The sequence below is a fragment of the Paenibacillus pasadenensis DSM 19293 genome, from assembly GCF_000422485.1.
GTDB classification, from domain to species: Bacteria; Bacillota; Bacilli; order Paenibacillales; family Paenibacillaceae; genus Paenibacillus_O; species Paenibacillus_O pasadenensis.
On sequence record NZ_KE383852.1, the window covers coordinates 195,240 to 219,415 of the forward strand.

A 24,176-nucleotide genomic window follows, 5' to 3' on the forward strand; every position below is an offset into this window, starting at 1 on the left:
GTCAGCCGATCCCTCCCTTGGCGGCTGGCTTGCCGCTGATGCATATGTCGCGTCCATACCGCTCCACCTCGACGTCGTCCAGCTCGATCGCGTCGGCCATCCGCTCGAAGCCGGCGAACCGGAACGACGACGGCGCGTCCTCGCCGCCGATGATCTTGGGCGCGAGGAACAGGCAGATCCGATCGACCAGCCCCGCCTCCAGCATCGAGCCGTTCAGCCGTCCGCCGCCCTCGAGCAGGATCGAGCCGAGCTCCAGCTCGCCGAGCCGTCTCATCGCCTCGCGCAGATCGACCGAGCTGCCGCTGCCGCAGCGGATGACCTCGACGCCGGCCGCCCTCAGCACGGCCGCTCGGCCTTCGTCTGCGGCTTCCGACGTCAGGACGATCGTCGGCGCGGCTCCGTCCTGCACGAGCTTCGCGTCCAGCGGCAGCCGCAAGCTCGAGTCGGCGACAATTCTCGCCGGATGCAGGCCCGGCACGGACAGCCGCGTCGTCAAGCTCGGGTCGTCCGCCAGCACCGTGCCGATGCCGACGAGGATGCCCATATGGCGATGCCGCATCGCATGCACGGCCTCGCGCGCCTCCGGCCCCGTCACCCAGCGGCTGTCCCCGCTCGCCGCGGCGATGCGGCCGTCCAGCGTGGAGGCTGTCTTGAGCGTGACATAGGGCAGCCGGGTCGTGATGAACTTGCGGAACGGCTCGCTCCGCCGCCTGGCCTCCGCTTCCATGACGCCCGTTTTCGTCTCGATTCCCGCCGTCTGCAGCTTGGCCATGCCGCTGCCCGCGACGAGCGGATTGGGGTCGAGCTCGGCGACGACGACGCGGGCGATTCCGGCCGCGATCAGCCGGTCGCTGCAGGGCGGCGTACGGCCATAATGGCTGCACGGCTCCAGCGTGACGTAGGCCGTCGCTCCCCGGGCTTCGTCTCCCGCCATCGCCAGCGCGTGCGGCTCGGCATGCCCTTCGCCCCGCTTGAGATGGGCGCCGAGGCCGACGATGCGGCCATCCTTGACGATGACGCAGCCGACGGCCGGATTGATGCCGGTCTGGCCGGCCGTTTTGGCCGCCATGCCGAGCGCGAGCTCCATGTAATATCGATCATCGATCGTTTCCCGCAATGCAAAAACACCCCCGATTGACGCCTGGAGCGCCCTTCGGGGGTGATGGAATGTCGGAAACGTCGCCGCGCAGCAGGAGCAGGAGCCCGATCGACCGGATAGCCAAAAAAGCCGTCCTGGAAATGCGGGAACAGACCGCCGTCCCGGATCGAATCGGAAGACAGACTCCGGGCGGCAGCGCGGAACCGATCTCGATGTCTGGGCGGCGGACTTGAACAGACTCCTCCAACGATGGAGGAGCTGCCTTCATGCATGCCTGTCTTGCAGCGAGCCTTCTCCCATCCAGACTATACTGTCGGTCCCGGAGTTTCACCAGGTCAGCCGCATGCGCTCGACGCGCCCTCGGTCGAGGGAAGCGCAGAAGCGGTCATGCGGGTCACGGACTGACCGTCCCCGGCGAGCCGCGGCATATGCCGAAGACGCGCCAGGTACGGATCACCGCCGGCCCGGGAATTTCACCCAGCCCCGAAGGTTCGCTTGAATTCAATTGCTTGCATGACTCATCTTACTTGCCTGCACGCTAAAAAGCAAGCGGACGAGTCGGGATTAAACGACAAAAAGGCTCTCGGACGAGAGCCTTCCGCGCGAGGAAGTCAGACTTCGACGACTTCGACTTTGGCCATCTTGTCGCGGCCTTTGAACGCGTCGATGTATTCCATGCCTTTGGAGATCTTGCCGAAGACGGTGTGCTGTCCGTCCAGATGAGGCTGCGGCTGGTAGCAGATGTAGAACTGGCTGCCGCCGGTATTGCGTCCGGCATGAGCCATCGCGAGCGAGCCGCGCTCATGCTTGTTCGGGTTGATCTCGCAGTCGATCGTATAGCCGGGACCGCCGGTGCCGGTGCCGTTCGGGCAGCCGCCCTGAGCGACGAAGCCCGGGATGACGCGATGGAACGTAAGTCCGTTATAGAAGCCTTCGTTCGCCAGCTTTTCAAAGTTCGCGACCGTATTCGGAGCGTCCTTGTCGAACAGGTCCAGAACGACCTCGCCGCCGTTTTCGAGCGTGATTTTCGCTTGTTTTGCCACTTGTCATCACTCCTGCCTTCCAAAATAAAAGCTATGTACGCCTCTTATCATACACCAGCGCCGGTCCCGAACGCAAAGCGAGCCTCCCGAAGGAGGCTCGCCGGCAGCGGCTTACGGCTGAACTTCAGCCTTGCGCAGACGCTCCGGCAGCACGTCGTTGCGGGAGATGTCCTCCAGCGACTCGCGCTTCACGGCGACGTCGGCCTTGCCGTCCTTGACCAGCACGACCGCCGGACGGCGGATGCGGTTGTAGTTGGACGCCATCGCATAGTTGTACGCGCCGGTGCAGAAAACGGCGAGCAGATCGCCCGTCTCGGCCTTCGGCAGCTCCAGATCCCAGATCAGCATGTCGCCGCTCTCGCAGCATTTGCCTGCGACCGATACCGTCTCGGCGGCCGGCTCGGCGGCGCGGTTCGCCAGCACCGCCTCGTACTTGGACTCGTACAGCGCCGGACGCGGGTTGTCCGTCATGCCGCCGTCGACGGCGATGTACTTGCGGACGCCGGGGATGTCCTTGCTCGTGCCGACCGTATACAGCGTCGTGCCGGCGTCGCCGACGATGCTGCGGCCCGGCTCGACCCAGATCTCCGGCAGCGGATAGCCGGCCGCCGTGAAGTTCGAGCGGATCGCGTCCGTAATCGCGCCGATGTAGTCGCGTACCGGAAGCGGGCTGTCCTCGGACGTGTAGCGGATGCCGAAGCCTCCGCCCAGGTTGATGACGCGGAACGTCTGGCCGAGCTCGGCCTTGACGTTGACGGCGAACTCCGCCACCTTGGCGGCCGCCATCCGGAAGCCCTCGACCTCGAAGATCTGGGAGCCGATATGGGAGTGGACGCCGAGCAGGACGAGATGATCGAGGCTCAGCGATTGCCGCACCGCCTCGAAGGCGGCGCCGCCGGCCAGGTCGAAGCCGAACTTGGAGTCCTGCTGGCCGGTCGAGATATAGTCATGCGTATGCGCCTCGACGCCCGGCGTGATGCGCAGCAGGATGTTCGCCTTGCGGCCTTTGGCGCCGGCGATGGCGTTCAGCAGCTGCAGCTCCGAGAAGTTGTCGGCGACGAAGCAGCCGATGCCGGCGTCGAGCGCCATCTCGATCTCGAACGGCGTCTTGTTGTTGCCGTGGAAATGGATGCGCTCCGCCGGGAAGCCCGCCTGCAGCGCCGTGTGCAGCTCGCCGTCGCTGACGACGTCGAGCGACAGCCCTTCCTGCTCGGCGATGGCGCACATCGCCACGGTGCTGAACGCCTTGCTCGCATAGGCGACCTGGAAGCGGAAGCCCGACGCCTTGAACGCCTCTACGTATTCGCGGGCCCGCTGGCGGACGAGCGCCTCGTCGACGACGTACAGCGGGGTGCCGAACTGCTCGGCGAGGTCCTGCGTATCGCAGCCTCCGATCTCCAGACGGCCGTGTTCATTTATTCGGGATGTTCCGTGAAAATGCATGGATTCGCTACCTCTTTCTCCCCGGCTCAGGCAGGCGGGGTTCGTTTGTCCTAATGTGACCTCAGTATAACGAACCTCGGGAGAAGGAGTAATGGATTTTCTGTCGTTTCATTTGCATTTGTTGCATCGGGCAAACGTCCTGGATCAGGCTCCGCCGTGCTCCGGCATCTTGTCGCGCTGCTGCGGACGGAGCAGGTTCGGCCGCTTCCGGTTCATCATCACCGGCATCCGCAGCAGCACGTTCATCATGCCGCGGGCGTCGAACGGGATGAACGGCCACATGTACGGTCGGTTGAACGAGCGCTGCATGACGAGGATGGCGAAGACGGCCGTCCAGCCGATCACGAGTCCCGGCACGTGGAACAGGGCGACGAGGCAGATGAGCATCAGCCTCACGATCCGGTTGGCGAGGCTCAGCTCGTAGCTCGGCGTGGCGAACATGCCGACAGCGGCTACCGCCATGTACAAAATGACCTCGTTGACGAACAGTCCGGTCTGCACGGCGATGTCTCCGACGAGGATCGCCGACACGAGCGAGATCGCCAGCGCGAGCGGCGTCGGCGTATGGATCGCGGCCATGCGCATCAGGTCGATGCCGCCCTCGGCGAGCAGGAACTGCAGCGCCAGCGGAATTTTGCTGGTCTTCGCCGGACCGATGAACGACAGCGCCGCCGGCAGCATCGTCGGGTTGAGCGCGAACAGCAGCCAGATCGGCACGAGGAACAGCGAAGCCAGGATGCCGAGGAAGCGCAGCCAGCGGAGGTAGGTGCCGATGAACGGCGTCTGCCGGTTCTCCTCGGCATGCTGCACGAGATCGAAAAACGTCGTCGGCAGGATCATGACGCTCGGCGACGTGTCGACGAACACCGCGACGTTGCCCTCCAGCAGATGCGCCGCGACGACGTCGGGCCGCTCCGAATAGCGCACGAGCGGATACGGGTTCCAGCCGCGCTTCACCGTCGCCTCCTCGAGCTGCTTGTCGGCGAGCGGCAGCCCGTCGATCTTGACGGCGGATATTTTGTCGCGGATCGACTCCAGCAGCTCCTTGTCCACGATGTCGTCGATATAGGCGATGCACACGTCGCTGCGCGTGCGCTCGCCGACCCGCAGAATCTCGTAGCGCAGCATCGGATCGCGCAGCCGCCTGCGGACGAGCGAGACGTTCATGAGCAGCGTCTCCACGAAGCCGTCCCGCGAGCCGCGCACGACCCGCTCGAGCGATGGCTCCTCCGGATTGCGCACCGGGAAGCTGCGGGCATCGAGGATCAGCATCGTGCTCTCGCCGTCGATGTACATGCCGGTCGATCCGCCCAGCACGGCGGTCAGCATCATGTTCCAGTCGTCCTCCTGCTCCACCTGCACCGCGGGCACGTACAGCTTCATGAACGAATGCAGCGCGTCCGCCGACAGGTTGTCCGTCTGCAGGAACGTCAGCCGCTGCAGGATCTCCGTCATGATCAGGCCGCTCGAGAGGCCGTTCATCATGAAAAAGGCCGTCTTTTTGCCGCCGAGCGTCATCTCGCGGACGACGACGTCGAAGCTCGTCTTGTAGCCGACCTCTTCCTTCAGCCGATCGACGAACGTCTCGATCCGCTCCGGAATCGGCTCCAGCGCATCTCCGTCCGTGCCCGGCGCGGAATTCCCGCCCTCGGAGACTCCGCCGCCCCCGCGCCCTTTCCCGGCGCCCCGGCCGCCGGCCTCGCGGCTTTCCTTGCGCTCCTCGCGCCCATGCCCGGCCGCGCGATCCTCCCGCTCCGCATCGCCGCGGCGAGAAGGCGCGCCGGCTTCTGCGCGCAGCTCGCGGCCGGCTTCGTCGCCGCGGCGAGCCTCTCCGGCTTTCCCGCCGCGCTCTTTTTCCTCGCGGACTCCGGTGCGGACGCCTTCCCCCCGGGCTTCCCCACGACGGTCATTCCCATCGCGGGTGTCCGCATGACGGTCATCCTCATCGCGGCCCTTCGAATGACGGTCGTCCTCATCGCGGTCATCCGCATGACGGCTGTCCGCATGTCGTTCGTCCCCATCACGGCCCTTCGAATGACGGTCGTCCCCATCGCGGTCGTCCGCATGACGGCTGTCCGCATGCCGTTCGTCTCCATCGCGGTCGTCCTCATGGCGGCCGGCCGGCCGGCTCATCTCCCGCTTTTCGCCTTCTCGGCCGCCGTCGGCCCGGTCGTCTCGAAGAGCCGCCGCCCATTCATCCCCATGCTCCTCCTCATCCTCATGCTCGTGCTCGCCGCGGGCGCTCCTCTCCCGAACCCGGGGCCGCTCCGCCTCCGCCTCGCCGCTTCCGTCCTCGTCGAGCAGCGCCTCCGCAAGGCCGCCCTCCTCGGAACGGGACTCCGATTCCGGCAATCGGCCCGGCTCTGCCGACGCCTCCAGCAGCAGCGCCTCCATCCAGTCCTCGCGGCCTTCCGGCCTCTCTGCCCTGCGGACCGGCTCCGGCTCATGCCGCCGCTCGGCCTGCTCCAGCCGATCGATCTCCTCCAGCAGCCCTTCCCATCCGTCGCCGGAGCGGCCTTCTCCGCTCGTCTCGCGCGCCTCGACCACCGGCTCTTCCGGATGCTCCAGCCGCTTCACCTTCTGCCATTTCGTCATGGGGTTCCCTCCTTCTGTCCTACCATTGATACACCAGCCAATCGAACAGCGAGCCGGCCGTCTTGCCGAGCACCATCGCCATGACGAGCGCGCCCAGATAGCCGGTCAGGCGCAGCCGCTTCGCCAAAATCGGCAGCACGTTCATCACTTCGGTCAAAGCCGCGGCCAGCATGCCGATGAACATGCCGCACAGCAGGCCGGGCAGCGGCAGCGCCAGCGCCGCGGGCAGCGGCGCGCGCCAGCCGAAGAAGTCCGCCCAGGTCCAGAACAGCGAGCCGCCGACGACCGCCGATTCGAACGCCGCCGACAAGCGGAACGCCCTGGCCAGCTGCGCGAGCCGCGGAATCAGGTCGAACACGATCAGCAGCGCGACCATGCCGCTGCCGACGGCGATGCCTCCGGCCAGTCCAAGCATCGCCATGAACAGCCCCGCCAGCAGGTCAGCCATCGTCCCGTCCCTCCACGCGGTTCGCTTTTTTGCCCATCTCGTCGGCGATGACATAAGCGTTGATGTTCTCCTGATAGTTGTACATCTCCAGCTCCAGCGGATTCGGCTCCTCGTTCAGCCGCTTGCGGAACAGATGGTTGAAGAACAGCACCATGCCGAGCCCGACTCCGACCGAATACGGGATCTGGAACCAGAGCGGATGCAGCGTTTCCTTGCCGGTCAGCAGGAAGGCGATGCGCTGATGCACCTCCTTCATGCTCACATCCGTGTGAAAGTTCATGATGGCGAGCCCCGCCCCGAAAAAGAGCAGCAGCCACGCTCCCGCCAGCACGGCGAACCGCGGCGAGCGGGTGGACGGAGTCTCGACGAGGATGAGCACCTGCGGATCGCCGAAGGTCTCGATGACCGCGTCGGGGGCCGTCTCGCGCAGCGCCTTCACGATCTGCAGCACGTCGATGACGACGCGGTTGCCGTCCTCCGGCCGATGGGTGTAGAGCGGAATCCGCTTCAGCTCCCCGGCGAGCGGCTCGTCGGCCAGCAGCCGGACGACGGAGCCGAGCCGCACCGTCCCTTCCGGAGGGATGGAGATCCGCTTCTTCATCCGCAAATAAACGGGAATCGGTCCGGCATTCGTTCGTTTGCGCGACATGGCGCCGCCTCCTTCCGCCACCATTTCCGACTCTTGGTTAGTATGGAACGGCTGCGGCGCGGCTACTCCTGGGCAGCCGCCCCCCGCGCAAGCCAAAAAAAGCCAGCCTCGCGGCTGGCTTGACGATGCGATATAGAGGAGCGGAATCGCGATGGACGTCCTTCCTACTGGGCGATCTGCTCCTTGATCGACTGCAGGATCTTCTTTTCCAGCCGGGAAACCTGCACCTGGGAGATGCCGAGCCGGCCCGCCACCTCGGACTGCGTCTGGTCGCGGTAATAGCGCAAGTATACGATCAGCCGCTCGCGCTCGCTGAGGCCGCCGATCGCTTCGTTCAGCGCCAGCTTGTCGAACCAGCGCTCGCCCGACTCGCCTTCGATCTGGTCCATCAGCGTGATCGGGTCGCCGTCGTTCTCGAACACCGTCTCGTGGATCGAGGCGGGCGGCTTGTTCGCCTCCTGGGCGAAGACGACATCCTCGGCCGTGATGCCGAGGAACTCCGCCACCTCGCCGATCGTCGGCAGCCGGCCGAGCGTCTTGGCCAGCTCGTCCTTCGCCTTGCGCACCTTGTTGGCCGTCTCCTTGAGCGAACGGCTCACCTTGAGCGTCCCGTCGTCGCGCAGGAAGCGCTGGATCTCCCCGATGATCATCGGCACGGCATACGTGGAGAACTTGACCTCGTAGCTGAGGTCGAACTTGTCCACCGACTTGAGCAGGCCGATGCAGCCGATCTGGAACAGATCCTCGGGCTCGTAGCCGCGATTCATGAAGCGCTGCACGACCGACCACACCAAGCGGATGTTGCAGCGGGCCAGCGTGTCCCTGGCGAGCGAATCTCCGGACTGGCTCAGCGCGATGAGGCGCTTCACCTCCGCGTCGTCGAGGAACGGACCCGCGTTCTTCTTCAGATCGGCATCCATGTTTCAGCCCCTATGCGCCTAATTGTACAGCGCCTTTTTGGATTCAATGCGCTTGGTCATGGCGATTCGAGTGCCGCGGCCGGGCTCGCTGGCAACCTCGAAGCTGTCCATGAAATTCTCCATGATCGTGAAGCCCATGCCCGAGCGCTCGAGCTCCGGCTTGGACGTGTAGAGAGGCTGGCGGGCCAGCTCGAGATCCTCGATGCCTCCGCCGTCGTCGGATATGACGATCGTGACCGAGTCGCCGCTGATCGTCGCCTCGATCGAGACAAGCTGCGTCTCGTCGCTGTCGTAGCCGTGGATGATCGAGTTCGTCACCGCCTCGGAGATGACGGTCTTCAGGTCGTTCAGCTCTTCCATCGTCGGATCCAGCTGGGAGATGAACGCCGCCACGCTGACGCGCGCGAACGCCTCGTTCTCCGATCGCGCGCTGAAGCTCAGCTTCATCGTATTGGCCGCTGCCGGCTGACGCTCGCTCATAAAGCCACCTCCAGGCTCGAGAGCGCATCGCTCTCGGTGTCGTGTATCGGCATGATCTTGAACAGGCCCGACAGCTCGAACAGGCGGTAGACGCCCGGACTCGCGTCGCAGACGACCATCCTGCCTCCGCGGCTCTTGAGCAGCTTGTAGCGCCCGAGGATGACGCCGAGCCCGGAGCTGTCCATAAAGGCGAGCTCCTTGAGGCTGAGGATAACGTCGGTGCTGCCGCCTCTCAAGATCGCTTCCTCTATCCGGATGCGGACCGAATCGGCTGTGTGGTGGTCAAGCTCGCCCTTCAATCGGACGATCAAGATATGGCGCTGATGCTCCAGATCCACATGAAGACTCATTGCGCGGCTCACTCCTCCCGTTGAATGGAGGAGGATTTCTCCTCCGGCCGTCCTCATTCCTGCCTGCCGACAAAACTAGAAGCTGGCCGTCAGGCCGCGACAGCAATCGGGCCGCGGTCCATCAGGAGAAGAGGCTGCCCGTCGAGCGCTTGAACAGCTTCCACCAGCCCGCCTTCTCGACCGATACCGGCATCTCCAGCGGGAAGTCCTGGATCACCTGATCGCCTTGGTAGACGATCAGCTTGCCGACGGGATCGCCGATCTTGACGGGCGCCTTGATGCCGGCGTTCCACTTGATCTCGTAGCGGATGTCCTTGGCCGCCGCGCCTTTTTTCAGCAGGATGCTGTAGTTGTGCTGAGCCGTGACCGGCAGCTTGCCCTGCACGCCCTTCTCGATCGCCAGCGTGCCCATGCTGTCGCCTTTTTTGAGGATCGGGTAATTGGCGTATTGCGCGAACGAATAGTCGAGCAGGCTCGACACCTCGGCGTTGCGCGTCTTCGTATTGGGCTCGCCCATGACGACCGCCACGACCCTCATGCCGTCGCGCTTCGCCGTCGCGGACAGGCAGTATTTCGCCTCGCTCGTGTATCCGGTCTTCAGTCCGTCGGCGCCGGAGTAAAAGCGCACGAGCTTGTTCGTATTCACGAGCCAGAACGGCTTCTCGCTGTCCTTGCGCAGGTAGTCCTGGTATTGGCCGGTGTACTTCGTGATGAGGCTGTGCTTCAGCAGCTCGCGCGACATGACGGCGATGTCGTGGGCCGACGTGTAGTGGTCCGCGGCGGGCAGCCCGTTCGGATTGGCGAAATGGGTATCCTTCAAGCCGAGCTGCGCCGCCTTCTCGTTCATCATCGAGACGAACTCGGCCTCCGTGCCGCCGATCTTCTCCGCCATCGCGACCGACGCGTCGTTGCCGGACGCCATCGCGATGCCCTTGAGCATGTCGTCGACCGTCATCTGCTCGCCCGGCTCGAGGAAGATCTGCGAGCCGCCCATCGAGGCGGCGTACTCGCTCGTCGACACCTTGTCCGTCAGCTTGAGCTTTCCGTCCTGGATCGCCTCGACGATCAGCAGCATCGTCATGATCTTCGTGATGCTCGCCGGCGGCAGCTTGTCGTGGCTGTTCTTCTCGTAAATGACCGTGCCGCTGTCCGCGTCCATGACGATCGCCGATCGCGCCGATGGGGCGAGATCGCTGGAGGCGGCCGGCGCTCCGGCCGCGCTGCCCGCTTGGAGAGCGTCCGGCAGGAGCGGAAGCGCGGGGCCTGGGCCCGGCTCCGCCGTCGCGTAGGCCGGCATGTCATGAGGGATGGTCGAGCCCGCGCTGGCGGGAGCGGCTGCCGTCAGCGGGGTAAGCGCGATGGCAGCGGCAAGCAAAGCCGTAAGTCGTTTCAACAGAAGTACCTCCTCGAAATGGATCGTCGGCCGCCTGAGTGCAGGACGGCATTCTTCTGCTTTCCATTCTTGCCCATTCCGATGGAGGATATTCCCAAGCGGCCGAAACCCGAGCCCGGGCGCAGCAAAAAAGCAGGCCGGCGCCGGCCGCGGGAAGGCGCATGGATCGCGTCTTCGCCTGCGGCAGGCGCTGCCTGCTTGGCGGAAGCTCCGGCGCTTTCGCCCGGAGCGGTCATTTGCGGAGTCGGGTCAGCCTTTCTTCCTGGACCTGTACGATGAGGAGATCCAAGGACTGGCTGATCTGCAGCACCTCGCCATGCAGCAGCGTATTCTGCAGCGAAGCCGTCTCGACCATTTGTCCTCGCAGTCTTTCGATCTGCTGGTGCAGCTGAGCGTTCTCGATCATTCCATTCCTCTCCAACCTTCGTCTTTGATCGCGGCTATTCTACAACAGAGAGGAAGAAAAGGCTGTCAGAACGCGTCGAGCCGAAAGTCTCATTTGAGCGCCGGAAATGGGACTACAGTCTCGAAACGAGCGTCTGCACGAGGCCCAGGAAGCGGGATTTGACGCGTTCTGTCGTTTCGATGACCTCCTCGTGCGAAAGCGGCTGATCCAGAATGCCGGAAGCCATGTTCGTGATGCAGGAGATGCCCACGACCTCGAGGCCGCAGTGGCGCGCCGCGATTACTTCCGTCACGGTCGACATGCCGACCGCGTCCGCTCCGAGCGTCCGCATCATGCGGATCTCCGCCGGCGTCTCGTACGACGGGCCGAGCACGGCCAGATAGACGCCCTCGCGCAGCTCGAAGCCTTGCTCGGAAGCGATCTCCTTGGCGACGGCGCGCAGCCGGCGGCTGTAGGCCTCCGACATGTCCGGGAAGCGGACGCCGACGGCGCTGTCGTTCGGCCCGATGAGCGGATTGCGGCCGGTCAGGTTGATATGGTCGGACAGCAGCATCAGGTCGCCTGCGGAATAGGTGGTGTTGATGCCGCCGGCGGCGTTGGTGACGACGAGCTTGTCCGCTCCGAGCGCTTTCATGACGCGCACGGGGAATGCCGTCAGCTCCGCGCCGTAGCCTTCATACATATGGAAGCGGCCCTTCATCAGAACGACCGGAACGCCGGCCAGCTTGCCGACGAGCAGCTCGCCGGCATGCCCTTCGACCGTGGAGACCGGGAAATGCGGGATGTCCTCGTAGGAAATCGTGACGGCGTCTTCGATCAGATCGGCCAGAATGCCGAGACCCGAGCCCATGATGAGGCCGACCTGCGGCTGGATTGGACTGCGGGACGCGATATAGGCGACCGCTTCTTGAATATGGCTGGCTTGCTGTTGGATGCTCATGCTACTTCTTCCTCTCGTCGTTGGCTTGCTTGTTCGTCATTCGCGCTCCGGATCGAGGACGCGGGTGCCGAAGCCCGCGCGCGGGTGGGACCGCTCATAGACGTCCTTGACCCGCGGCCGGTCTCCGAGCGCGTAGCGCTCCGTGGATACGATGCCCTCGTGGCCCATCATTTCCTGCACGGCGCGCAGGTCGGCTCCCCGCTCCAGCATATGGGCGGCGAACGACGTGCGCAGCGTATGCGGCGTGATCGCCCCGCCGTCCTCGATGCCGGAGCTGCGGGCATGCTTTTTGATCGTCTTCCAAAAGCCTTGGCGCGACAGCGGCTCGCCGGAGACGTTCAGGAACAGCTCCTCCGGCTCCGCCGCCCCCATGCGGGCCGCCGCGCCTCCGATCCGCTGCTCGAGCAGCGCCGGCCGGCCTTCGCGCAAATAAAGGCCGATCCAGCCCGCGGCGATTTGGCCGAGCGGCACGATGCGCTCTTTTTTGCGGGGGGAGCACACTCGGACGTACCCGAGTCCGGGCTGGGGGTCGGACGCTTTCATCGCGAGCAGCTCGGAGACGCGGATGCCGGAGCCGTACAGCAGCTCCAGCATCGCCTTGTCGCGAAGGCCGGCCGGGCTGTCCGTCGCCGGAGCGTTCATCAGCTGCTCGACCTGGTCGAGCGTGAGGGCGACGGGCTTCGCCAGCTCGCGGCGCGGCAGCTCCACATGCATCGAGGGATCGCGTTCCGTATAGCCGACGCGGGTCAAAAACCGGTAAAACGAGCGCAGCGAGGCGAGCCGGCGGCTGACCGTCGCGCTGCGCGCCCCGTCGTCCCGGCATGCCTGCAAATACTTGGCCAGATGATGGCGGGTGACGGCGCCGATGGCGCCGATGCCCTGCCGCTCCATCCAGGCGATCGCATGCTCGAGGTCGCGCTTGTAGGCGTCGTAGGTCGCCGGCGCGACGCGGCGCCCGTTTTCCAGCTCGTCCAGCCAGGCGTACAGGCATTGGCTCAGCTCCATGCAATCGTCCCCCTCGCTCAAAGTATAGTCGCTCCGAGCACGTTCGGCAAACGCATGCGCAAGCGGCCCGGACGCTTCGTCCGGACCGCTTGCTGCAGGCGTCTGGGAGCGCTCGCCGCCTACTCTCCGTTGTAATAGAACCAGCGCAGCCGGTCGGCGATCGTGCCGCCTTCGGGCGGAGCCTCATGCGGCTCGAACACCTTGAGCGCCTGCCCTCGCGGCGGCGCGTACGGATCGAGCGGGCGGACCCAGCTGTCCGCCAGCCGGAAGCCTTCGTAAACGGCAGCCGTCAGGCAGGCGAACAGCAGCGCGAAGACGAGCCTCGACAACCATCTGCGTACGGAAACGATCATGGCCGGCCCTCCTTCGGTTGCTCTTCCAGCCTATGCGGCGGACGAGCGGAGTATGTCCGCTCCGCCCGGCCGGGGGATCCGCCCGATCCTCTCCGGCTCCGATCCCATACGTTAACGGAAAGGAGGGAATCGAACGTGAAGAAGAACTCGATTGGAAGCTGCCTGCGCGCCTGCGCCTGCAGCGGGCCGGGGCGGCATGCGGCGAGGCGCATCGTCGTGCTGCGGAGCCGCCGCGCTTATGAAGAGGCGGTCCGGGAGCTTGCTCGCGCCGGCATCAAGCCGCTGCGCGCCTGGAAATCCAGCCGCATCCTCTGCCTGCGCCTCGACCGGCGGGTCTCCTGGCGGGAGCTGCGCCGCCATCCCGAGCTGCGCAGCCTCGAGAAGGATGCCGTCGTGCGCGCGCTCGGCTCCGGCGGCTGCGCCCGCTGCGGCAGCGGCGGGAGGCTCGTCAGGCCGCTCCGCCGCGGCAAAAGCTGTCGCGGGAAAGGCCATCCATGCGGCAAGCTGCCGTGGAACATCCGCCGCGTCGAGGCGCCTGCGGTCTGGAGGCGCACGCTCGGAAGCGGAGTCCGCCTCGCCGTCATCGACACCGGCGTCGGGCCGCATCCGGATCTGTGCGTGGCCGGCGGCGTCAACGTCAGCGGCGGCAAGTCCAAGTCCTACCGCGACGACAACGGGCACGGCACGCATGTCGCCGGCATCGCCGCCGGACGCGGCAGCGGCGGCGGTCCGCTCGGCGTCGCGCCGGGAGCCTCGCTCTATGCCGTCAAGGCGCTCGACGCCGACGGCTTCGGCAGCCTCAGCAGCATCCTCGACGCGATCGAATGGTGTATCCGCCAGCGAATGGACGTCGTCAACATGAGCCTCGGACTGCCTCCCGGCTCTCGCAGCGCCGCGCTGCGGCGGGTCGTGCGCCGGGCGCGCAAGTCCGGCCTCGTGCTGGTCGCCGCCGCCGGCAACGCAGGCGTGCGCAGCGGCGGCATCGACGTGCCGGCCTCCTATCCGGAGACGATCGCCGTCGCCGCCTCCGACCGCCGGAACCGCATCGCGCCGTTCAGCAGCCGCGGCAAAGGCATCGACCTGACCGCTCCCGGCGACGAGATCTGCTCCTGCTGGCTGAACGGAGGCTACGAGATCGACTCCGGCACGAGCATGAGCGCGCCCCATGTCGCCGGCGGAGCGGCGCTGCTGCTCGCCGCCAATCCCGGCCTGCCGTCCGCGGCGGTCGCGCCCGTGCTGAAGCGATGGGCGAAGCCGCTTGCCGGCGCTTCGCGCCGCGCTCAAGGCGCCGGCCTGCTGCAGCTGGGGCGGATCGGCTCGGTCTTTTATCCCGGGACCCGCCCGTTCCTGCGCCGCAGGCGCTGACAACGCCTATGGCCTCTGAACGATCAAACAGCTCCGGCATTCATCGCCCGCTGCTTGCAGGAGCGATGAATTCGGAGCTGTCAGGGTTTCTTGGAATCGTTGGTTTCTCTGCAGCGTCTGCAGATGCCTTGGAAATCAAGGCGGTGGTCCAGCACGGCAAAGCCGTATTCGGCCTCCAGCCGTTCTTCGAGCGGACCGAGCCAGTCATCCTTGATCTCCTCCATCGATCCGCATTGGACGCAGATCAGATGGTGATGATGATGCTTGCTGTTGTCCGTCCTCAGGTCATAGCGGGCGACGCCGTCGCCGAAATTCATCTTCTCTACGACATGCAGCTCGCTGAGAAGCTCCAGCGTGCGGTACACGGTGGCCAAGCCGATCTCGGGAGCCTTGTCCTTGACGAGCATGAACACGTCCTCGGCGCTCAGGTGATCGTCCTCGTTCTCGAGGAGAACGCGCACGGTCGCTTCGCGCTGCGGGGTCAACTTGTAGCCCTGCGACTGGAGCTGCTGCTTGATGGAATCGATCCGGGCTTCCATGACTTCCCCCCTGCCACAAGAAAGCCGGCTAGCCGCCGGCACTTATGACTCTATTATAGTTGCTAGAGGAACGGGAAGTCAATGATTCAGCCCGGGACGAGCCACTGCGCGGCCCATGCCATCAGCGGCGGAGACAGCCAAGCCTCCGCCGCAGCAGCGGCCGCCAGCAGCAGCGCCGCAGCGGCGGCCGTGCCCGAAAGGGACGCCGCGGCAGGCAGCAGCGGCCCTTGGCGGCGCATCAGCCGGAAGCGGACCAGATGCAGGGCGAACGCGGCGGCCGCCGCGCTGGCGGCGAGATAAGCCGGCAGCGCGAGCAGGTTGGACGGCGCGACAGCGACGAGCGAAAAGGCGACGCCCCGCCCGCCGTGCTGGATCGCCAGCGTCGCGACGGCGAAGCCGACGAGCACGCCTTTGAGGAAGTCGAGCGCGGCGAGCAGCGGCAGGCCGATGACCGAGACGCCGAGCAGGACGATCAGCAGCAGCCATCGCCCGTGCAGCCAGTAGACGGTCCAGAACGAAGACGCTCCCTGCGGAACGCCCTCCGTCGAGAGCTTCAGCAGGAACCGGCTCAAGTCGGCCGCGAGCAGATTCCGCTGCTCCTCGCCGAGGCTGCCGGCGAGCAGCGCGCCGCAGACGATGCCCGCCGCGCACAGGAACGCCGCGGCGGCGAACAGCAGCCGCTCTTCCTTGGTCCTTCCCATGCCTCCGCCTGCCCGCATCGTCCGTCCCTCCTCGGCCGCCGTGTTGTCCACATGCTAGCCTATGCGCGGACAGGCCGGTTCATGAACGGAGGCGGCACGAGGCGCCCTGCCGAAGCTCAGCCGCGAAGGCCGATCCGGCCGGTCAGCTCGGACAGCCTCCACAAATAGACGGCCATCAGCGTCTTGGCGTCGCCGATGAGGCCTTGCTCGATATACGACAGCGCCTGCTCCATCGTCAGCGCCTCGACATGCAGGTCCTCGTCCTCGTCCGGGGAGCTCGCCCCGTGCTCGAGCCCTTCGGCGACGTACAGGTACAGCTTTTCGTCGGCGAAGCCGGGCGACGTGTAGAAGGCGTCGACGAGCCTCATGCTCGACGCGCTCACGCCCGTCTCCTCCTTCAGCTCGCGCGCCGCGCAGACCGCCGGGTCCTCGCCGGGATCGAGCTTGCCGGCGGGAATCTCGACCTGGTACTTGTCCATCGGCTTGCGGTACTGGCCGACGGTCAGCAGCTTGCCGTCCACGATGCAGATGACCGCCGCCGCTCCGGGATGGCGGACGATCTCGCGCGAGGCGGTCGCGCCGCTCGGCAAGCGCACCTGGTCGACCTGCAGCGTGATGATCTTCCCGGAATATTTCATTTCGCTCGACAGCGTCACTTCCGCTCCCGGCCGTCCGTCCGTCTGGCTACGCTCGTTCATGCGCTTCTTCCTCCCTTGATGGCATAGCTTGTCCGCTTCCTGCATATCGTGAAGGCATAACGATCCGGAAGGCGGAATGTCGTCATGAAAATGTATATCGGCGAAAAAGAGCTGAGGCTCGTCGGAAAAGCATGGGAAATCCGCCATACGCTGCGAAGGCTTGCGCGCGAGGCGGGAGCAGGCGCCCCTCTGCGGCAGGCAGCTGGCCCTGCGGGCAAAAAAGGCGCCCGGCGCTAGGCGCGGCCTGCTCGGCGCGCATGCAGGCAGGCGCGGCCTGCTTGGCCCGCCGGCAGGCGGGCCGCTTGCCGTGCCGTCGCTCGCGGCAAGAGCGTTCGGTCCGCCTGCCATTTCGGGACGGACCCGGCCCTCGCTAGCGGCTGGCCGCGCGCTCGATGATCGCTTTCACCAGCTCGGCGGTACGGACGAGATCGTCCGCCTTGAGCTGCTCCTTGGTCGTATGGATATGCTCGTAGCCGATCGCCAGATTGACCGTCGGCACGCCGAAGCCGTTGAAGATGTTGGCGTCGCTGCCGCCGCCGGAAGGGAATGTGCGCGGCTGCAGGCCGATCGCGCGGATCGCCTCGGCGGCCGCCTGCACGACCGGCGAGTCGTCGCTGTGCTTGTACGACGGATACAGATGCGTCGCCTCCAGCTTCGCGGCGGCGCCGAACTCCGCGGCCGCGGACTCCGCCGCCTGGCGCATCGCCTCGATCTGCCGCTCCAGCTTGGCGCGGTCGGCGCTGCGCGCCTCGGCCAGCAGCAGCGCCGAGTCGCAGACGACGTTCGTCGCGCCGCCGCCCTCGAAGCGGCCGATGTTGGCCGTCGTCTCGTGGTCGATGCGGCCGAGCGGCATGCGCGCGATCGCTTTGGATGCGACCTGGATCGCGCTTATGCCGTCCTCGGGATTGACGCCGGCATGCGCGCTCCGGCCCGTCACCTCGATCCGGATCTTCGCCTGCCCAGGTGCGGACGTCGCGATGCCGCCGATCTCCCCGTTGGAATCGAGCGCGTAGCCGAACTCGGCGCGCAGCTTCGAGCGGTCGAGCGCCCTCGCCCCCGCCAGGCCTGATTCTTCGCCGACGGTGATGACGAACTGCACCTCGCCATGGCGCGCTCCCGTCTCCTTCAGCACGCGCAGCGCCTCCAGCATCGCGGCCAGCCCGGCTTTGTCATCGCTGCCGAGAATCGTCGTGCCGTCGCTGCGCAGGTAGCCGTCGCCGTCGAGCCTAGGCTGGATGCCTTTCCCCGGACGGACCGTATCCATATGCGAGGTGAAAAAGATCGTCGGTCCCGAGACGCCTTCCGAGGCCGGCAGCGTGACGAACAGATTGTTCGCGCCGTGGCCGGTCGCCTGCGCCGCCTCGTCCTCCTCGATCGTCAATCCGAACGCTCCGAACTTCGCTTTCAGCACCTCGCTGATCGCCGCCTCGTCGCCCGTCTCGCTGTCGACGCGCACCAGCTCCATGAACTCCTCGATCAGCCTTTCGCGCTGGATCATCGTTTTTTCCGCCTTTCCGGCTACGCCCGCAGGCTTGCCGCTGCTTGGTCTTCCGCCTTGCCGAAGCCGCCTGGGGAGGCTTGGCTTTTCGCGGAGGTTTTCGGTACAATAGAGAGGTGAAGCTGACTCGCCTCGCCGCAGCCGCAGGCGACCTTCGGAAGGAGTAGATCTCATTGAATCCGCAAGGACGAGCCATCAAGATCGTCATCTACGTCGTGCTGATCACCTTGCTGGTGACGACCGTCGTATCGAGCATCGGTCTGCTGTTTTAAGAAAGGACGGGACTTTCGGCGCGCCGCGCCGCGAGTCCCGTCTTTTTTTTCAGCGGCCAGTCCGGACGGCCAACCCTGGACGGTCAGCCCGGACGGAAGCCGAAGCGCCGCATGAAATGCGGCAGAATTTCCCGGGCCGCCCGCTCCGGCTCCATCGCCTGGCCGGTCAGATCCTCGAACGAGGTGACGCCGAACTGCTGGATGCCGCATGGAACGATGCCGGCGAAGCCTTCCTCGCCGATCCCCGCCTTGAGGTTCAGCGCGAAGCCGTGGCTCGTCACGAAGCCGCGGCGGGTCCGCGAGCGGTTGAACTTGATGCCGATCGCGGCGATCTTCCGGTCCCCGACCCAGACGCCGGTGAATTCCGGCTTGCGCCCGCCCTCGATGCCGTAGCCGGCCAGCCAGTCGATCAGCACCTGCTCGAGCTCGCGCAGGAAGCCGTGCAGGTCGAGCCCTTTGGCGTCCAGCCGGATCAGCGGATAGCCGACGAGCTGCCCCGGACCGTGATAGGTGATGTCGCCGCCGCGGTCGATCTCGTAGACCGAGATGCCGCGCGCGCTCAGCTCCTCCGAGTCGAGCAGCAGATGCTCCGGGTGGCGGTCCGTGCCGAGCGTGTAGGTCGGAGGATGCTGAAGAAGGAGCAGCGTCTCCACGCGCTCCTCCCGGTCGATCTCCCCTACGAATTCCTTTTGCAGCTCCCAGGCCTCTCCGTAATCGATGAAGTCGATGTATCGCGCGGCCAGCGGCCGCGCTTCATGATTCGCGTCCATCCGCGGTTCCTCCTGCTCCTGTTGTCGTTGTCGTAGGTGCTTTTTAGGCTCAGTACAGATGCGTTTCCGAATTGAAGCTCTCCAGATTCTCCTTGACGCGCTGCAGGAAGCGCCCGCAAATGACGCCGTCGAGGATGCGGTGGTCGAGCGACAGGCAGATGTTGGCCATCGAGCGCACGGCCAGCATGTCGTTGATGACGACCGGCCGCTTCACGATCGACTCGAACGTGATGATCGCCGCCTGCGGGTAGTTGATGATCGGCTGCGTCAGGATCGCTCCGAACGAGCCGGTGTTGTTGACGGTGAACGTGCCGCCCTGCACGTCGTCGAGCTTCAGCTTGCCCTCGCGCGTCTTGCGGGCGAGCATCTCGATCTCATGCGCCAGGCCGGCGATGTTTTTCTGGTCGGCGTTTTTGATGACCGGGGTGACGACCGAGTCCTCCGTGCCGACCGACAGCGAGATGTTGATGTCGCGCTTGACGATGATCTTGTCGACCGCCCAGACCGAGTTGATGATCGGGAAGTCCTTGATCGCATTGACGACCGCCTTGATGAAAAAGGCCAGGTACGTCAGGTTCGTGCCCTCGCGCTTGCGGAAGTCGTCCTTGAGCTTGCCGCGGAGCACGACGAGGTTGGTTACGTCGACCTCGATCATCATCCAGCCATGCGGAATTTCCGTCACGCTCTGGCGCATGCGCGAGGCGATCGTGTTGCGGACCGGCGTGACGTCGATGAACGTCTCCCCGCGCCCTGGAATCGCCTGGCCTTCGATCTCTACGGACGGGATGCGCGGCGTCTCGGTCAAATGCAGCCCGGTGGAGCGCACCGGACCTCTCGCCTCGACGATCCGGTCGCCGGCGCCCGGCTGCGGCGCCGCGGCAGGAGCGGCGGATGCCGCCTGCGCCGCTTGCGGAGCCGGCGTCTGAGACGCGGCCGGACGGCCGCCCGCTGCGGCATAGGCCAGGATGTCCTTGCGCGTCACGCGGCCTCCCGCGCCCGTGCCGGGTACGGCGGACGGGTCGATGCCATGCTCGGCGGACAGCTGGAGCACGGCCGGGGAATAGCGGCCGCGCATGCCCTCGGCGGCCGCGGGACGGCCCGCAGGCGTTCCTGCCAGGGCAGGCGCGGCTGCTGCGCGCTCTCCGCTCGCTGCCGGAGGCTGCGCAGCCGGCACGGACGGCTCGCCGGCCGCCTCCGACTCGATCAGGCAGATCGGCGTGCCGACCTCGACCGTCTCGCCGGCGCCGACGAGCAGCTTGACCAGCGTGCCTTCAATCGTCGACGGAATTTCGGCGCCGACTTTTTCGGTGATGATTTCGCATAAGGGCTCGTACATGCTTACTTTGTCGCCAGGCTGCTTCAGCCAGCGCTCGATCGTCGCGTTGACGACCGACTCGGCCAGCTGGGGCATGACGATTTCGTGGATCGTTGCTGCTTTCATCGGAATTCGCTCCTTGCCGGGAAGGCCGGTCGCAGGCCCCCGGATCAGTATGCTGGCGGACGGGATCCGCCGATCAGTACAGCGCGAGCTCTCTCATCGCGGCCAGCACCTTGTCCTTGTTCAGCATGAAGAACTTCTCCCCCGGAGGGTTGATCGGCATCGCCGGCACGTCCGGACCGCACAGCCGGCGGATCGGCGCGTCGAGCTCGTAGAGCATCTCCTCGGCGATGATCGCCGATACTTCGGCTCCGATGCCGCCGGTCTTGTTGTCCTCATGGATGATGAGCACCTTGCCCGTGCGGCGCGCGGCGGCCAGGATGCCCTCCTTGTCGAGCGGCTGCAGCGTGCGCAGATCGAGGATGTGGGCGCTGATGCCCTCCTCCTGCAGCTCCTCCGCCGCCTGCAGCGCGAAGTGCAGCGGCAGGCTGTAGCTGATGACCGTAATGTCGTCGCCTTCGCGCAGCACGTTCGACTTGCCGATCTCCACGACATGCTCGCCCTCCGGCACCGGGCCGGTGACGAGGCGGTAGCATTTCTTGTTCTCGAAGAACAGGACCGGATCGGGATCGCGGATCGCCGCCGTCAGCAGCCCCTTGGCGTCGGCCGGCGAATACGGCGCGACGATCTTCAGTCCCGGCGTGCCGAAGAATACCGACTCCGGACACTGCGAGTGGTACAGCCCGCCGAAGATGCCGCCGCCGATCGGCGCGCGGATGACGACCGGACAGCTCCAGTCGTTGTTGGAGCGGTAGCGGATCTTGGCCGCCTCGCTGATGATCTGGTTCGTCGCGGGGAACATGAAGTCGGAATACTGCATCTCGGCGATCGGCTTCATGCCGTACATCGCCGCCCCGATCGCCACGCCGGCGATCGCCGACTCGGACAGCGGGGTATCCATCACCCGCGCCTCGCCGAACTGCTCCTGCAGTCCTTTGGTCGTCGTGAAGACGCCGCCCTTGACGCCGACATCCTCGCCCAGCACGAATACGTCCGGATCGCGCTCCATCTCTTCCTTCATCGCGAGGCGGATCGCCTCGATATAATCCATGACCGGCATGTTAACGTCCTCCTTGCGGCGCATCGCCTTCATACACATGCCAGAGCGTGCTCTCCGGCGTCGGGAACGGAGCCTCGTCCGCGTAGCGCGTCGCCTCGTCCATTTCCTTGCGGATCGCCGCGGCGAGCTCGTCTTCCTGCTCCGCGCTCCAGATGCCGGCTTCCTCCAGGTAGCGCCTGAACGCCGCTACGCCGTCGCGGCCGCGATTTTCCTCGACCTCTTCCTTGGTCCGGTAGGCCAGGTCGTTGTCCGAGGTGGAATGCGGCGACAGCCGGTACATCATCGCTTCGATCAGCGTCGGTCCGCCGCCGGCAAGCGCCCGCTCGCGGGCTTCCTTGACCGCGGCGTATATGGCCAGCGCGTCGTTGCCGTCTACGCGCAGCCCCTCGAAGCCGTAGCCCAGAGCGCGATCCGCGACACGGCCGCCGAGCTGCTTGTGCACCGGCACGGAGATCGCATACTGGTTGTTCTCGCACATGAGGATGACCGGCAGCTTGTGGACGCCCGCGAAGTTGCAGCCTTCATGAAAATCGCCCTGATTGCTCGAGCCCTCGCCGAACGTCACGAAGCTGACCAGCTTCTGCCCCTTCATCTTGGCGGCGAGCGCGATGCCGACCGCATGCGGCACCTGTGTCGTCACGGGAGACGAGCCCGTAACGATGCGCAGCTTCTTGTGGCCGAAATGGCCCGGCATCTGCCGGCCGCCGCTCGTCGGATCCTCCGCCTTGGCGAACACCGAGAGCATCAGCTCGCGCAGCGTCATGCCCACCGACAGCACGAAGCCGTAGTCGCGATAGTACGGGAGGAAATAGTCCTCGTCCCGATCGAGCGCCCACGCGGCCGCGACCTGAGCCGCCTCCTGTCCGATGCCGGAGACGTGGAAGTTGATCTTGCCGGCGCGCTGCAGCAGCAGCACCCGCTCGTCGAACATCCTCGCGCTCCTCATCATCTTGTACATTCCGACGGCTTCCTCGTCGGACAAGCCCAGCTCGCGATGGCGGGAATCCACCTGTTGTCGGCTCATGGAGGAACCTCCTTCATCTCCAGTTTTGATACCTGGTACTAATACTTGATAGCAGTATTATAACGCTCAAGAAGGAAAAAGGGAACCTTTGCCGTCCTCCGGCCGATTCCCTTCGCCTTCGCAGCGGGATGACCGGCCGCTTCGCCGGTCGTCCCTTCTTAGAAGCTCAGCGATTTGCCGAGCGTCGCCAGCATCGCATCGCCGAGCCCCTCCGACAAGCTTGGATGCGGATGGAAGCTCGCTCCGACCTCCCATGGAGCCGCATCGAGGAACTGCGCCAGCGAAGCCTCGGCGATCAGCTCCGTCACATGAGCGCCGACCATATGCACGCCGAGCAGATCCTGCGTGCCGCGGTCGGCGATCACCTTGACGAAGCCGTCCGGATCGCCTTGCACGATCGCCTTGGCGATCGCCGCGAACGGAATCCTGGCCGTGATCGGATTATGGCCCGCGGCGCGCGCCTGCTCCTCCGTATAGCCGACGCTGGCCGTCTCCGGGCGGCTGTAGACGCAGCGCGGAATGCGATGCGGCGCCGCCGGATGCGGAGCGAGTCCGAGCAGATGCTCGACGGCGGCGATGCCTTCATGAGCGGCGGCATGAGCCAGCTGCACCCCGCCGGTGACATCGCCGATCGCATAGATATGCGGCTCAGCGGTCTGCAGCGTCGGCTTCACCTTGATCCAGCCGTCCTGCACGGCGATGTCGGTATTTTCCAGGCCGATGCCCTCGACGTTGGCCTGGCGTCCGATCGAGACGAGAAGCCTCTGCGCCTGCAGCCGCTCCTCCGTCTCTCCCTTGCGGACAGCCACGCTCACTCCGTCGCTGTCCTTGCGCAACGATTCCGGCAGCAGCGCAGCGCCGGTCAGAATACGCACGCCGCGTGCCGCCAGCGCTTTGGAGACGGCCGCGGATACGTCCGAATCCTCTCCCGGCAGCACGCGCGATGCGGCTTCCACGAGCGTCACGCTTACGCCGAAGTCGCTCAGCATCGACGCCCATTCGATGCCGATGACGCCGCCTCCGGCGATCAGCATCGAGGAAGGCAGCGTCTCCATGCGCAAGGCGTCATCGCTCGTCAGCACCTGCTCGCCATCCGCTTCCAATCCCGGCAGCAGCCGCGGCCGGGAGCCGGTCGCGACGATCAGATGGCGGGAGACGACAGACTCCATCTCGCCGTCCTCCAGCTCCACGGCCAGCGAGCCGCTTTTCGGCGAGAAGATCGACGGTCCGATGATCCGTCCCCGGCCTCGGATGATTTCAATCCCATGCTTTTTCATGAGCTGCTGCAGCCCGCGATGCAGCTGATCGACCGTTTTTTCCTTGCGCTCTTGCACGCCGGCGAAGTCGAGCTTCACCGCTTCCCGGTCCACTTTGATTCCATATGTATCCGCATGGAGCAAGGTAGCATAGACCTCCGCGCTGCGCAGCAGCGCCTTGCTCGGTATGCATCCTTGATGCAGGCAAGTGCCGCCCAGCTTGGCCTGCTCCACAATCGCGACTTTTTTTCCCTCTTGCGCGGCTCGGATAGCGGCTGTATAGCCTCCGGGCCCGCCGCCGAGCACGGCGACGTCCACTTGAATTGGCATGCGATCGATCCCTTCCGTTGCATGCGGAACGCTTCCGCATTCGTCATGTCGAGGTGAAGGGGGACATGCCCTTCTCCTCCGAGAACCTATTCTACTCCTTT

Annotated in this window: 25 protein-coding genes and 1 riboswitch; of the genes, 2 read left to right on the forward strand and 23 right to left on the reverse strand. The window is 65.6% G+C overall.

Annotated features, from left to right (window positions below):
- Position 1: 1 nt before the first annotated feature.
- The 14 genes from ribD to H582_RS0119145 all read right to left on the reverse strand — a co-directional run bounded on the left by ribD (position 2) and on the right by H582_RS0119145 (position 13,124).
- Positions 2-1,117: a bifunctional diaminohydroxyphosphoribosylaminopyrimidine deaminase/5-amino-6-(5-phosphoribosylamino)uracil reductase RibD gene (gene ribD / locus H582_RS0119080; RefSeq protein ID WP_028599822.1), complete on the reverse strand. Its 1,116-nt coding sequence runs from the start codon at positions 1,115-1,117 to the stop codon at positions 2-4.
- A 266-nt stretch (positions 1,118-1,383) separates the two neighbouring features.
- Positions 1,384-1,594, reverse strand: a riboswitch (FMN riboswitch).
- Positions 1,595-1,710: 116 nt separating this feature from the next.
- On the reverse strand, positions 1,711-2,142 hold the full coding sequence (locus tag H582_RS0119085; protein ID WP_028599823.1) for a peptidylprolyl isomerase: 432 nt from the start codon (positions 2,140-2,142) through the stop codon (positions 1,711-1,713).
- Between the two features lie 111 nt (positions 2,143-2,253).
- Entirely contained in the window at positions 2,254-3,585 is a 1,332-nt protein-coding gene (gene lysA, locus H582_RS0119090; RefSeq protein WP_028599824.1) for a diaminopimelate decarboxylase, read from the reverse strand.
- Positions 3,586-3,729: 144 nt separating this feature from the next.
- Complete coding sequence (locus tag H582_RS28455; protein WP_307719974.1) at positions 3,730-6,180, reverse strand: spore germination protein; 2,451 nt, start codon at positions 6,178-6,180, stop codon at positions 3,730-3,732.
- Between the two features lie 19 nt (positions 6,181-6,199).
- A complete protein-coding gene (locus tag H582_RS0119100; RefSeq protein WP_028599825.1) occupies positions 6,200-6,628 on the reverse strand; it encodes a stage V sporulation protein AB in 429 nt (142 codons plus the stop codon).
- The gene (locus H582_RS0119105; RefSeq protein WP_052333431.1) at positions 6,621-7,277 is read right to left on the reverse strand and encodes a stage V sporulation protein AA; all 657 of its coding nucleotides are present in this window, start codon (positions 7,275-7,277) and stop codon (positions 6,621-6,623) included. Before H582_RS0119105 ends, H582_RS0119100 begins: the two co-directional genes overlap by 8 nt.
- 164 nt (positions 7,278-7,441) lie before the next feature.
- Positions 7,442-8,197 (reverse strand): RNA polymerase sporulation sigma factor SigF, encoded by a 756-nt coding sequence (gene sigF / locus H582_RS0119110; RefSeq protein ID WP_028599827.1) that lies wholly within the window; start codon positions 8,195-8,197, stop codon positions 7,442-7,444.
- Between the two features lie 18 nt (positions 8,198-8,215).
- A complete protein-coding gene (gene spoIIAB / locus H582_RS0119115; RefSeq protein ID WP_028599828.1) occupies positions 8,216-8,677 on the reverse strand; it encodes an anti-sigma F factor in 462 nt (153 codons plus the stop codon).
- Complete coding sequence (gene spoIIAA, locus H582_RS0119120) at positions 8,674-9,027, reverse strand: anti-sigma F factor antagonist (protein WP_028599829.1); 354 nt, start codon at positions 9,025-9,027, stop codon at positions 8,674-8,676. The genes spoIIAB and spoIIAA overlap by 4 nt, the downstream gene beginning before the upstream one ends.
- 121 nt (positions 9,028-9,148) lie before the next feature.
- On the reverse strand, positions 9,149-10,423 hold the full coding sequence (locus H582_RS0119125; protein ID WP_028599830.1) for a D-alanyl-D-alanine carboxypeptidase family protein: 1,275 nt from the start codon (positions 10,421-10,423) through the stop codon (positions 9,149-9,151).
- Positions 10,424-10,652: 229 nt separating this feature from the next.
- Entirely contained in the window at positions 10,653-10,826 is a 174-nt protein-coding gene (locus H582_RS31180; RefSeq protein WP_084137430.1) for an aspartyl-phosphate phosphatase Spo0E family protein, read from the reverse strand.
- 112 nt (positions 10,827-10,938) lie between these two features.
- Positions 10,939-11,766 carry a purine-nucleoside phosphorylase gene (locus tag H582_RS0119135; RefSeq protein WP_028599831.1) on the reverse strand — a complete coding sequence of 276 codons (828 nt, stop codon included), beginning with the start codon at positions 11,764-11,766 and terminating at the stop codon, positions 10,939-10,941.
- A 36-nt stretch (positions 11,767-11,802) separates the two neighbouring features.
- Positions 11,803-12,771: a tyrosine recombinase gene (locus tag H582_RS28460; protein WP_052333432.1), complete on the reverse strand. Its 969-nt coding sequence runs from the start codon at positions 12,769-12,771 to the stop codon at positions 11,803-11,805.
- A 119-nt stretch (positions 12,772-12,890) separates the two neighbouring features.
- On the reverse strand, positions 12,891-13,124 hold the full coding sequence (locus H582_RS0119145; protein WP_028599832.1) for a DUF4227 family protein: 234 nt from the start codon (positions 13,122-13,124) through the stop codon (positions 12,891-12,893).
- A gap of 135 nt (positions 13,125-13,259) precedes the next feature.
- Between H582_RS0119145 and H582_RS28465 the strand changes: the two genes are divergently transcribed.
- A complete protein-coding gene (locus H582_RS28465) occupies positions 13,260-14,489 on the forward strand; it encodes a S8 family peptidase (RefSeq protein ID WP_052333433.1) in 1,230 nt (409 codons plus the stop codon).
- 80 nt (positions 14,490-14,569) lie between these two features.
- On the opposite strand, the gene fur is transcribed toward H582_RS28465, so the two are convergent.
- The 3 genes from fur to H582_RS0119165 form a co-directional block, all read right to left on the reverse strand.
- Positions 14,570-15,028, reverse strand: a complete 459-nt coding sequence (gene fur, locus H582_RS0119155; protein ID WP_028599833.1) for a ferric iron uptake transcriptional regulator — start codon at positions 15,026-15,028, stop codon at positions 14,570-14,572.
- Positions 15,029-15,114: 86 nt separating this feature from the next.
- The gene (spoIIM, locus tag H582_RS0119160) at positions 15,115-15,747 is read right to left on the reverse strand and encodes a stage II sporulation protein M (protein ID WP_028599834.1); all 633 of its coding nucleotides are present in this window, start codon (positions 15,745-15,747) and stop codon (positions 15,115-15,117) included.
- Between the two features lie 98 nt (positions 15,748-15,845).
- On the reverse strand, positions 15,846-16,427 hold the full coding sequence (locus H582_RS0119165) for an NUDIX hydrolase (RefSeq protein WP_028599835.1): 582 nt from the start codon (positions 16,425-16,427) through the stop codon (positions 15,846-15,848).
- An 84-nt stretch (positions 16,428-16,511) separates the two neighbouring features.
- Between H582_RS0119165 and mciZ the strand changes: the two genes are divergently transcribed.
- Complete coding sequence (mciZ, locus tag H582_RS31185; protein ID WP_084137432.1) at positions 16,512-16,664, forward strand: Z-ring formation inhibitor MciZ; 153 nt, start codon at positions 16,512-16,514, stop codon at positions 16,662-16,664.
- A 133-nt stretch (positions 16,665-16,797) separates the two neighbouring features.
- Here the strand turns inward: mciZ and H582_RS0119175 are convergent, their stop codons facing one another.
- The 6 genes from H582_RS0119175 to lpdA form a co-directional block, all read right to left on the reverse strand.
- Positions 16,798-17,925 (reverse strand): M20/M25/M40 family metallo-hydrolase, encoded by a 1,128-nt coding sequence (locus H582_RS0119175; RefSeq protein WP_028599836.1) that lies wholly within the window; start codon positions 17,923-17,925, stop codon positions 16,798-16,800.
- A gap of 355 nt (positions 17,926-18,280) precedes the next feature.
- Positions 18,281-18,967 carry a lipoyl(octanoyl) transferase LipB gene (lipB, locus tag H582_RS0119185; protein WP_043111595.1) on the reverse strand — a complete coding sequence of 229 codons (687 nt, stop codon included), beginning with the start codon at positions 18,965-18,967 and terminating at the stop codon, positions 18,281-18,283.
- 49 nt (positions 18,968-19,016) lie between these two features.
- Positions 19,017-20,408 carry a dihydrolipoamide acetyltransferase family protein gene (locus tag H582_RS0119190; RefSeq protein ID WP_028599838.1) on the reverse strand — a complete coding sequence of 464 codons (1,392 nt, stop codon included), beginning with the start codon at positions 20,406-20,408 and terminating at the stop codon, positions 19,017-19,019.
- A 73-nt stretch (positions 20,409-20,481) separates the two neighbouring features.
- Positions 20,482-21,465: an alpha-ketoacid dehydrogenase subunit beta gene (locus H582_RS0119195; protein WP_028599839.1), complete on the reverse strand. Its 984-nt coding sequence runs from the start codon at positions 21,463-21,465 to the stop codon at positions 20,482-20,484.
- Between the two features lies 1 nt (position 21,466).
- Entirely contained in the window at positions 21,467-22,489 is a 1,023-nt protein-coding gene (locus H582_RS0119200) for a thiamine pyrophosphate-dependent dehydrogenase E1 component subunit alpha (RefSeq protein WP_028599840.1), read from the reverse strand.
- A 158-nt stretch (positions 22,490-22,647) separates the two neighbouring features.
- Entirely contained in the window at positions 22,648-24,075 is a 1,428-nt protein-coding gene (gene lpdA / locus H582_RS0119205; protein ID WP_028599841.1) for a dihydrolipoyl dehydrogenase, read from the reverse strand.
- Positions 24,076-24,176: the final 101 nt, after the last annotated feature.

Excerpts from the sequence above, each read along its gene's own strand:
- spoIIAB (WP_028599828.1), bottom strand. The coding sequence starts at position 8,677 with ATGAGCGAGCGTCAGCCGGCAGCGGCCAATACGATGAAGCTGAGCTTC.
- fur (WP_028599833.1), bottom strand. The coding sequence starts at position 15,028 with ATGGAAGCCCGGATCGATTCCATCAAGCAGCAGCTCCAGTCGCAGGGC.
- H582_RS0119200 (WP_028599840.1), bottom strand. The coding sequence starts at position 22,489 with ATGAGCCGACAACAGGTGGATTCCCGCCATCGCGAGCTGGGCTTGTCC.
- H582_RS0119195 (WP_028599839.1), bottom strand. The coding sequence starts at position 21,465 with ATGCCGGTCATGGATTATATCGAGGCGATCCGCCTCGCGATGAAGGAA.
- mciZ (WP_084137432.1), top strand. The coding sequence starts at position 16,512 with ATGAAAATGTATATCGGCGAAAAAGAGCTGAGGCTCGTCGGAAAAGCA.
- lipB (WP_043111595.1), bottom strand. The coding sequence starts at position 18,967 with ATGGACGCGAATCATGAAGCGCGGCCGCTGGCCGCGCGATACATCGAC.
- H582_RS0119105 (WP_052333431.1), bottom strand. The coding sequence starts at position 7,277 with ATGTCGCGCAAACGAACGAATGCCGGACCGATTCCCGTTTATTTGCGG.
- H582_RS0119175 (WP_028599836.1), bottom strand. The coding sequence starts at position 17,925 with ATGATCCAGCGCGAAAGGCTGATCGAGGAGTTCATGGAGCTGGTGCGC.
- H582_RS0119165 (WP_028599835.1), bottom strand. The coding sequence starts at position 16,427 with ATGAACGAGCGTAGCCAGACGGACGGACGGCCGGGAGCGGAAGTGACG.
- H582_RS31180 (WP_084137430.1), bottom strand. The coding sequence starts at position 10,826 with ATGATCGAGAACGCTCAGCTGCACCAGCAGATCGAAAGACTGCGAGGA.
- lysA (WP_028599824.1), bottom strand. The coding sequence starts at position 3,585 with ATGCATTTTCACGGAACATCCCGAATAAATGAACACGGCCGTCTGGAG.
- H582_RS28455 (WP_307719974.1), bottom strand. The coding sequence starts at position 6,180 with ATGACGAAATGGCAGAAGGTGAAGCGGCTGGAGCATCCGGAAGAGCCG.
- H582_RS0119100 (WP_028599825.1), bottom strand. The coding sequence starts at position 6,628 with ATGGCTGACCTGCTGGCGGGGCTGTTCATGGCGATGCTTGGACTGGCC.
- H582_RS28460 (WP_052333432.1), bottom strand. The coding sequence starts at position 12,771 with ATGGAGCTGAGCCAATGCCTGTACGCCTGGCTGGACGAGCTGGAAAAC.
- spoIIAA (WP_028599829.1), bottom strand. The coding sequence starts at position 9,027 with ATGAGTCTTCATGTGGATCTGGAGCATCAGCGCCATATCTTGATCGTC.
- spoIIM (WP_028599834.1), bottom strand. The coding sequence starts at position 15,747 with ATGCGGGCAGGCGGAGGCATGGGAAGGACCAAGGAAGAGCGGCTGCTG.
- H582_RS0119190 (WP_028599838.1), bottom strand. The coding sequence starts at position 20,408 with ATGAAAGCAGCAACGATCCACGAAATCGTCATGCCCCAGCTGGCCGAG.
- sigF (WP_028599827.1), bottom strand. The coding sequence starts at position 8,197 with ATGGATGCCGATCTGAAGAAGAACGCGGGTCCGTTCCTCGACGACGCG.
- lpdA (WP_028599841.1), bottom strand. The coding sequence starts at position 24,075 with ATGCCAATTCAAGTGGACGTCGCCGTGCTCGGCGGCGGGCCCGGAGGC.
- H582_RS0119145 (WP_028599832.1), bottom strand. The coding sequence starts at position 13,124 with ATGATCGTTTCCGTACGCAGATGGTTGTCGAGGCTCGTCTTCGCGCTG.
- H582_RS0119135 (WP_028599831.1), bottom strand. The coding sequence starts at position 11,766 with ATGAGCATCCAACAGCAAGCCAGCCATATTCAAGAAGCGGTCGCCTAT.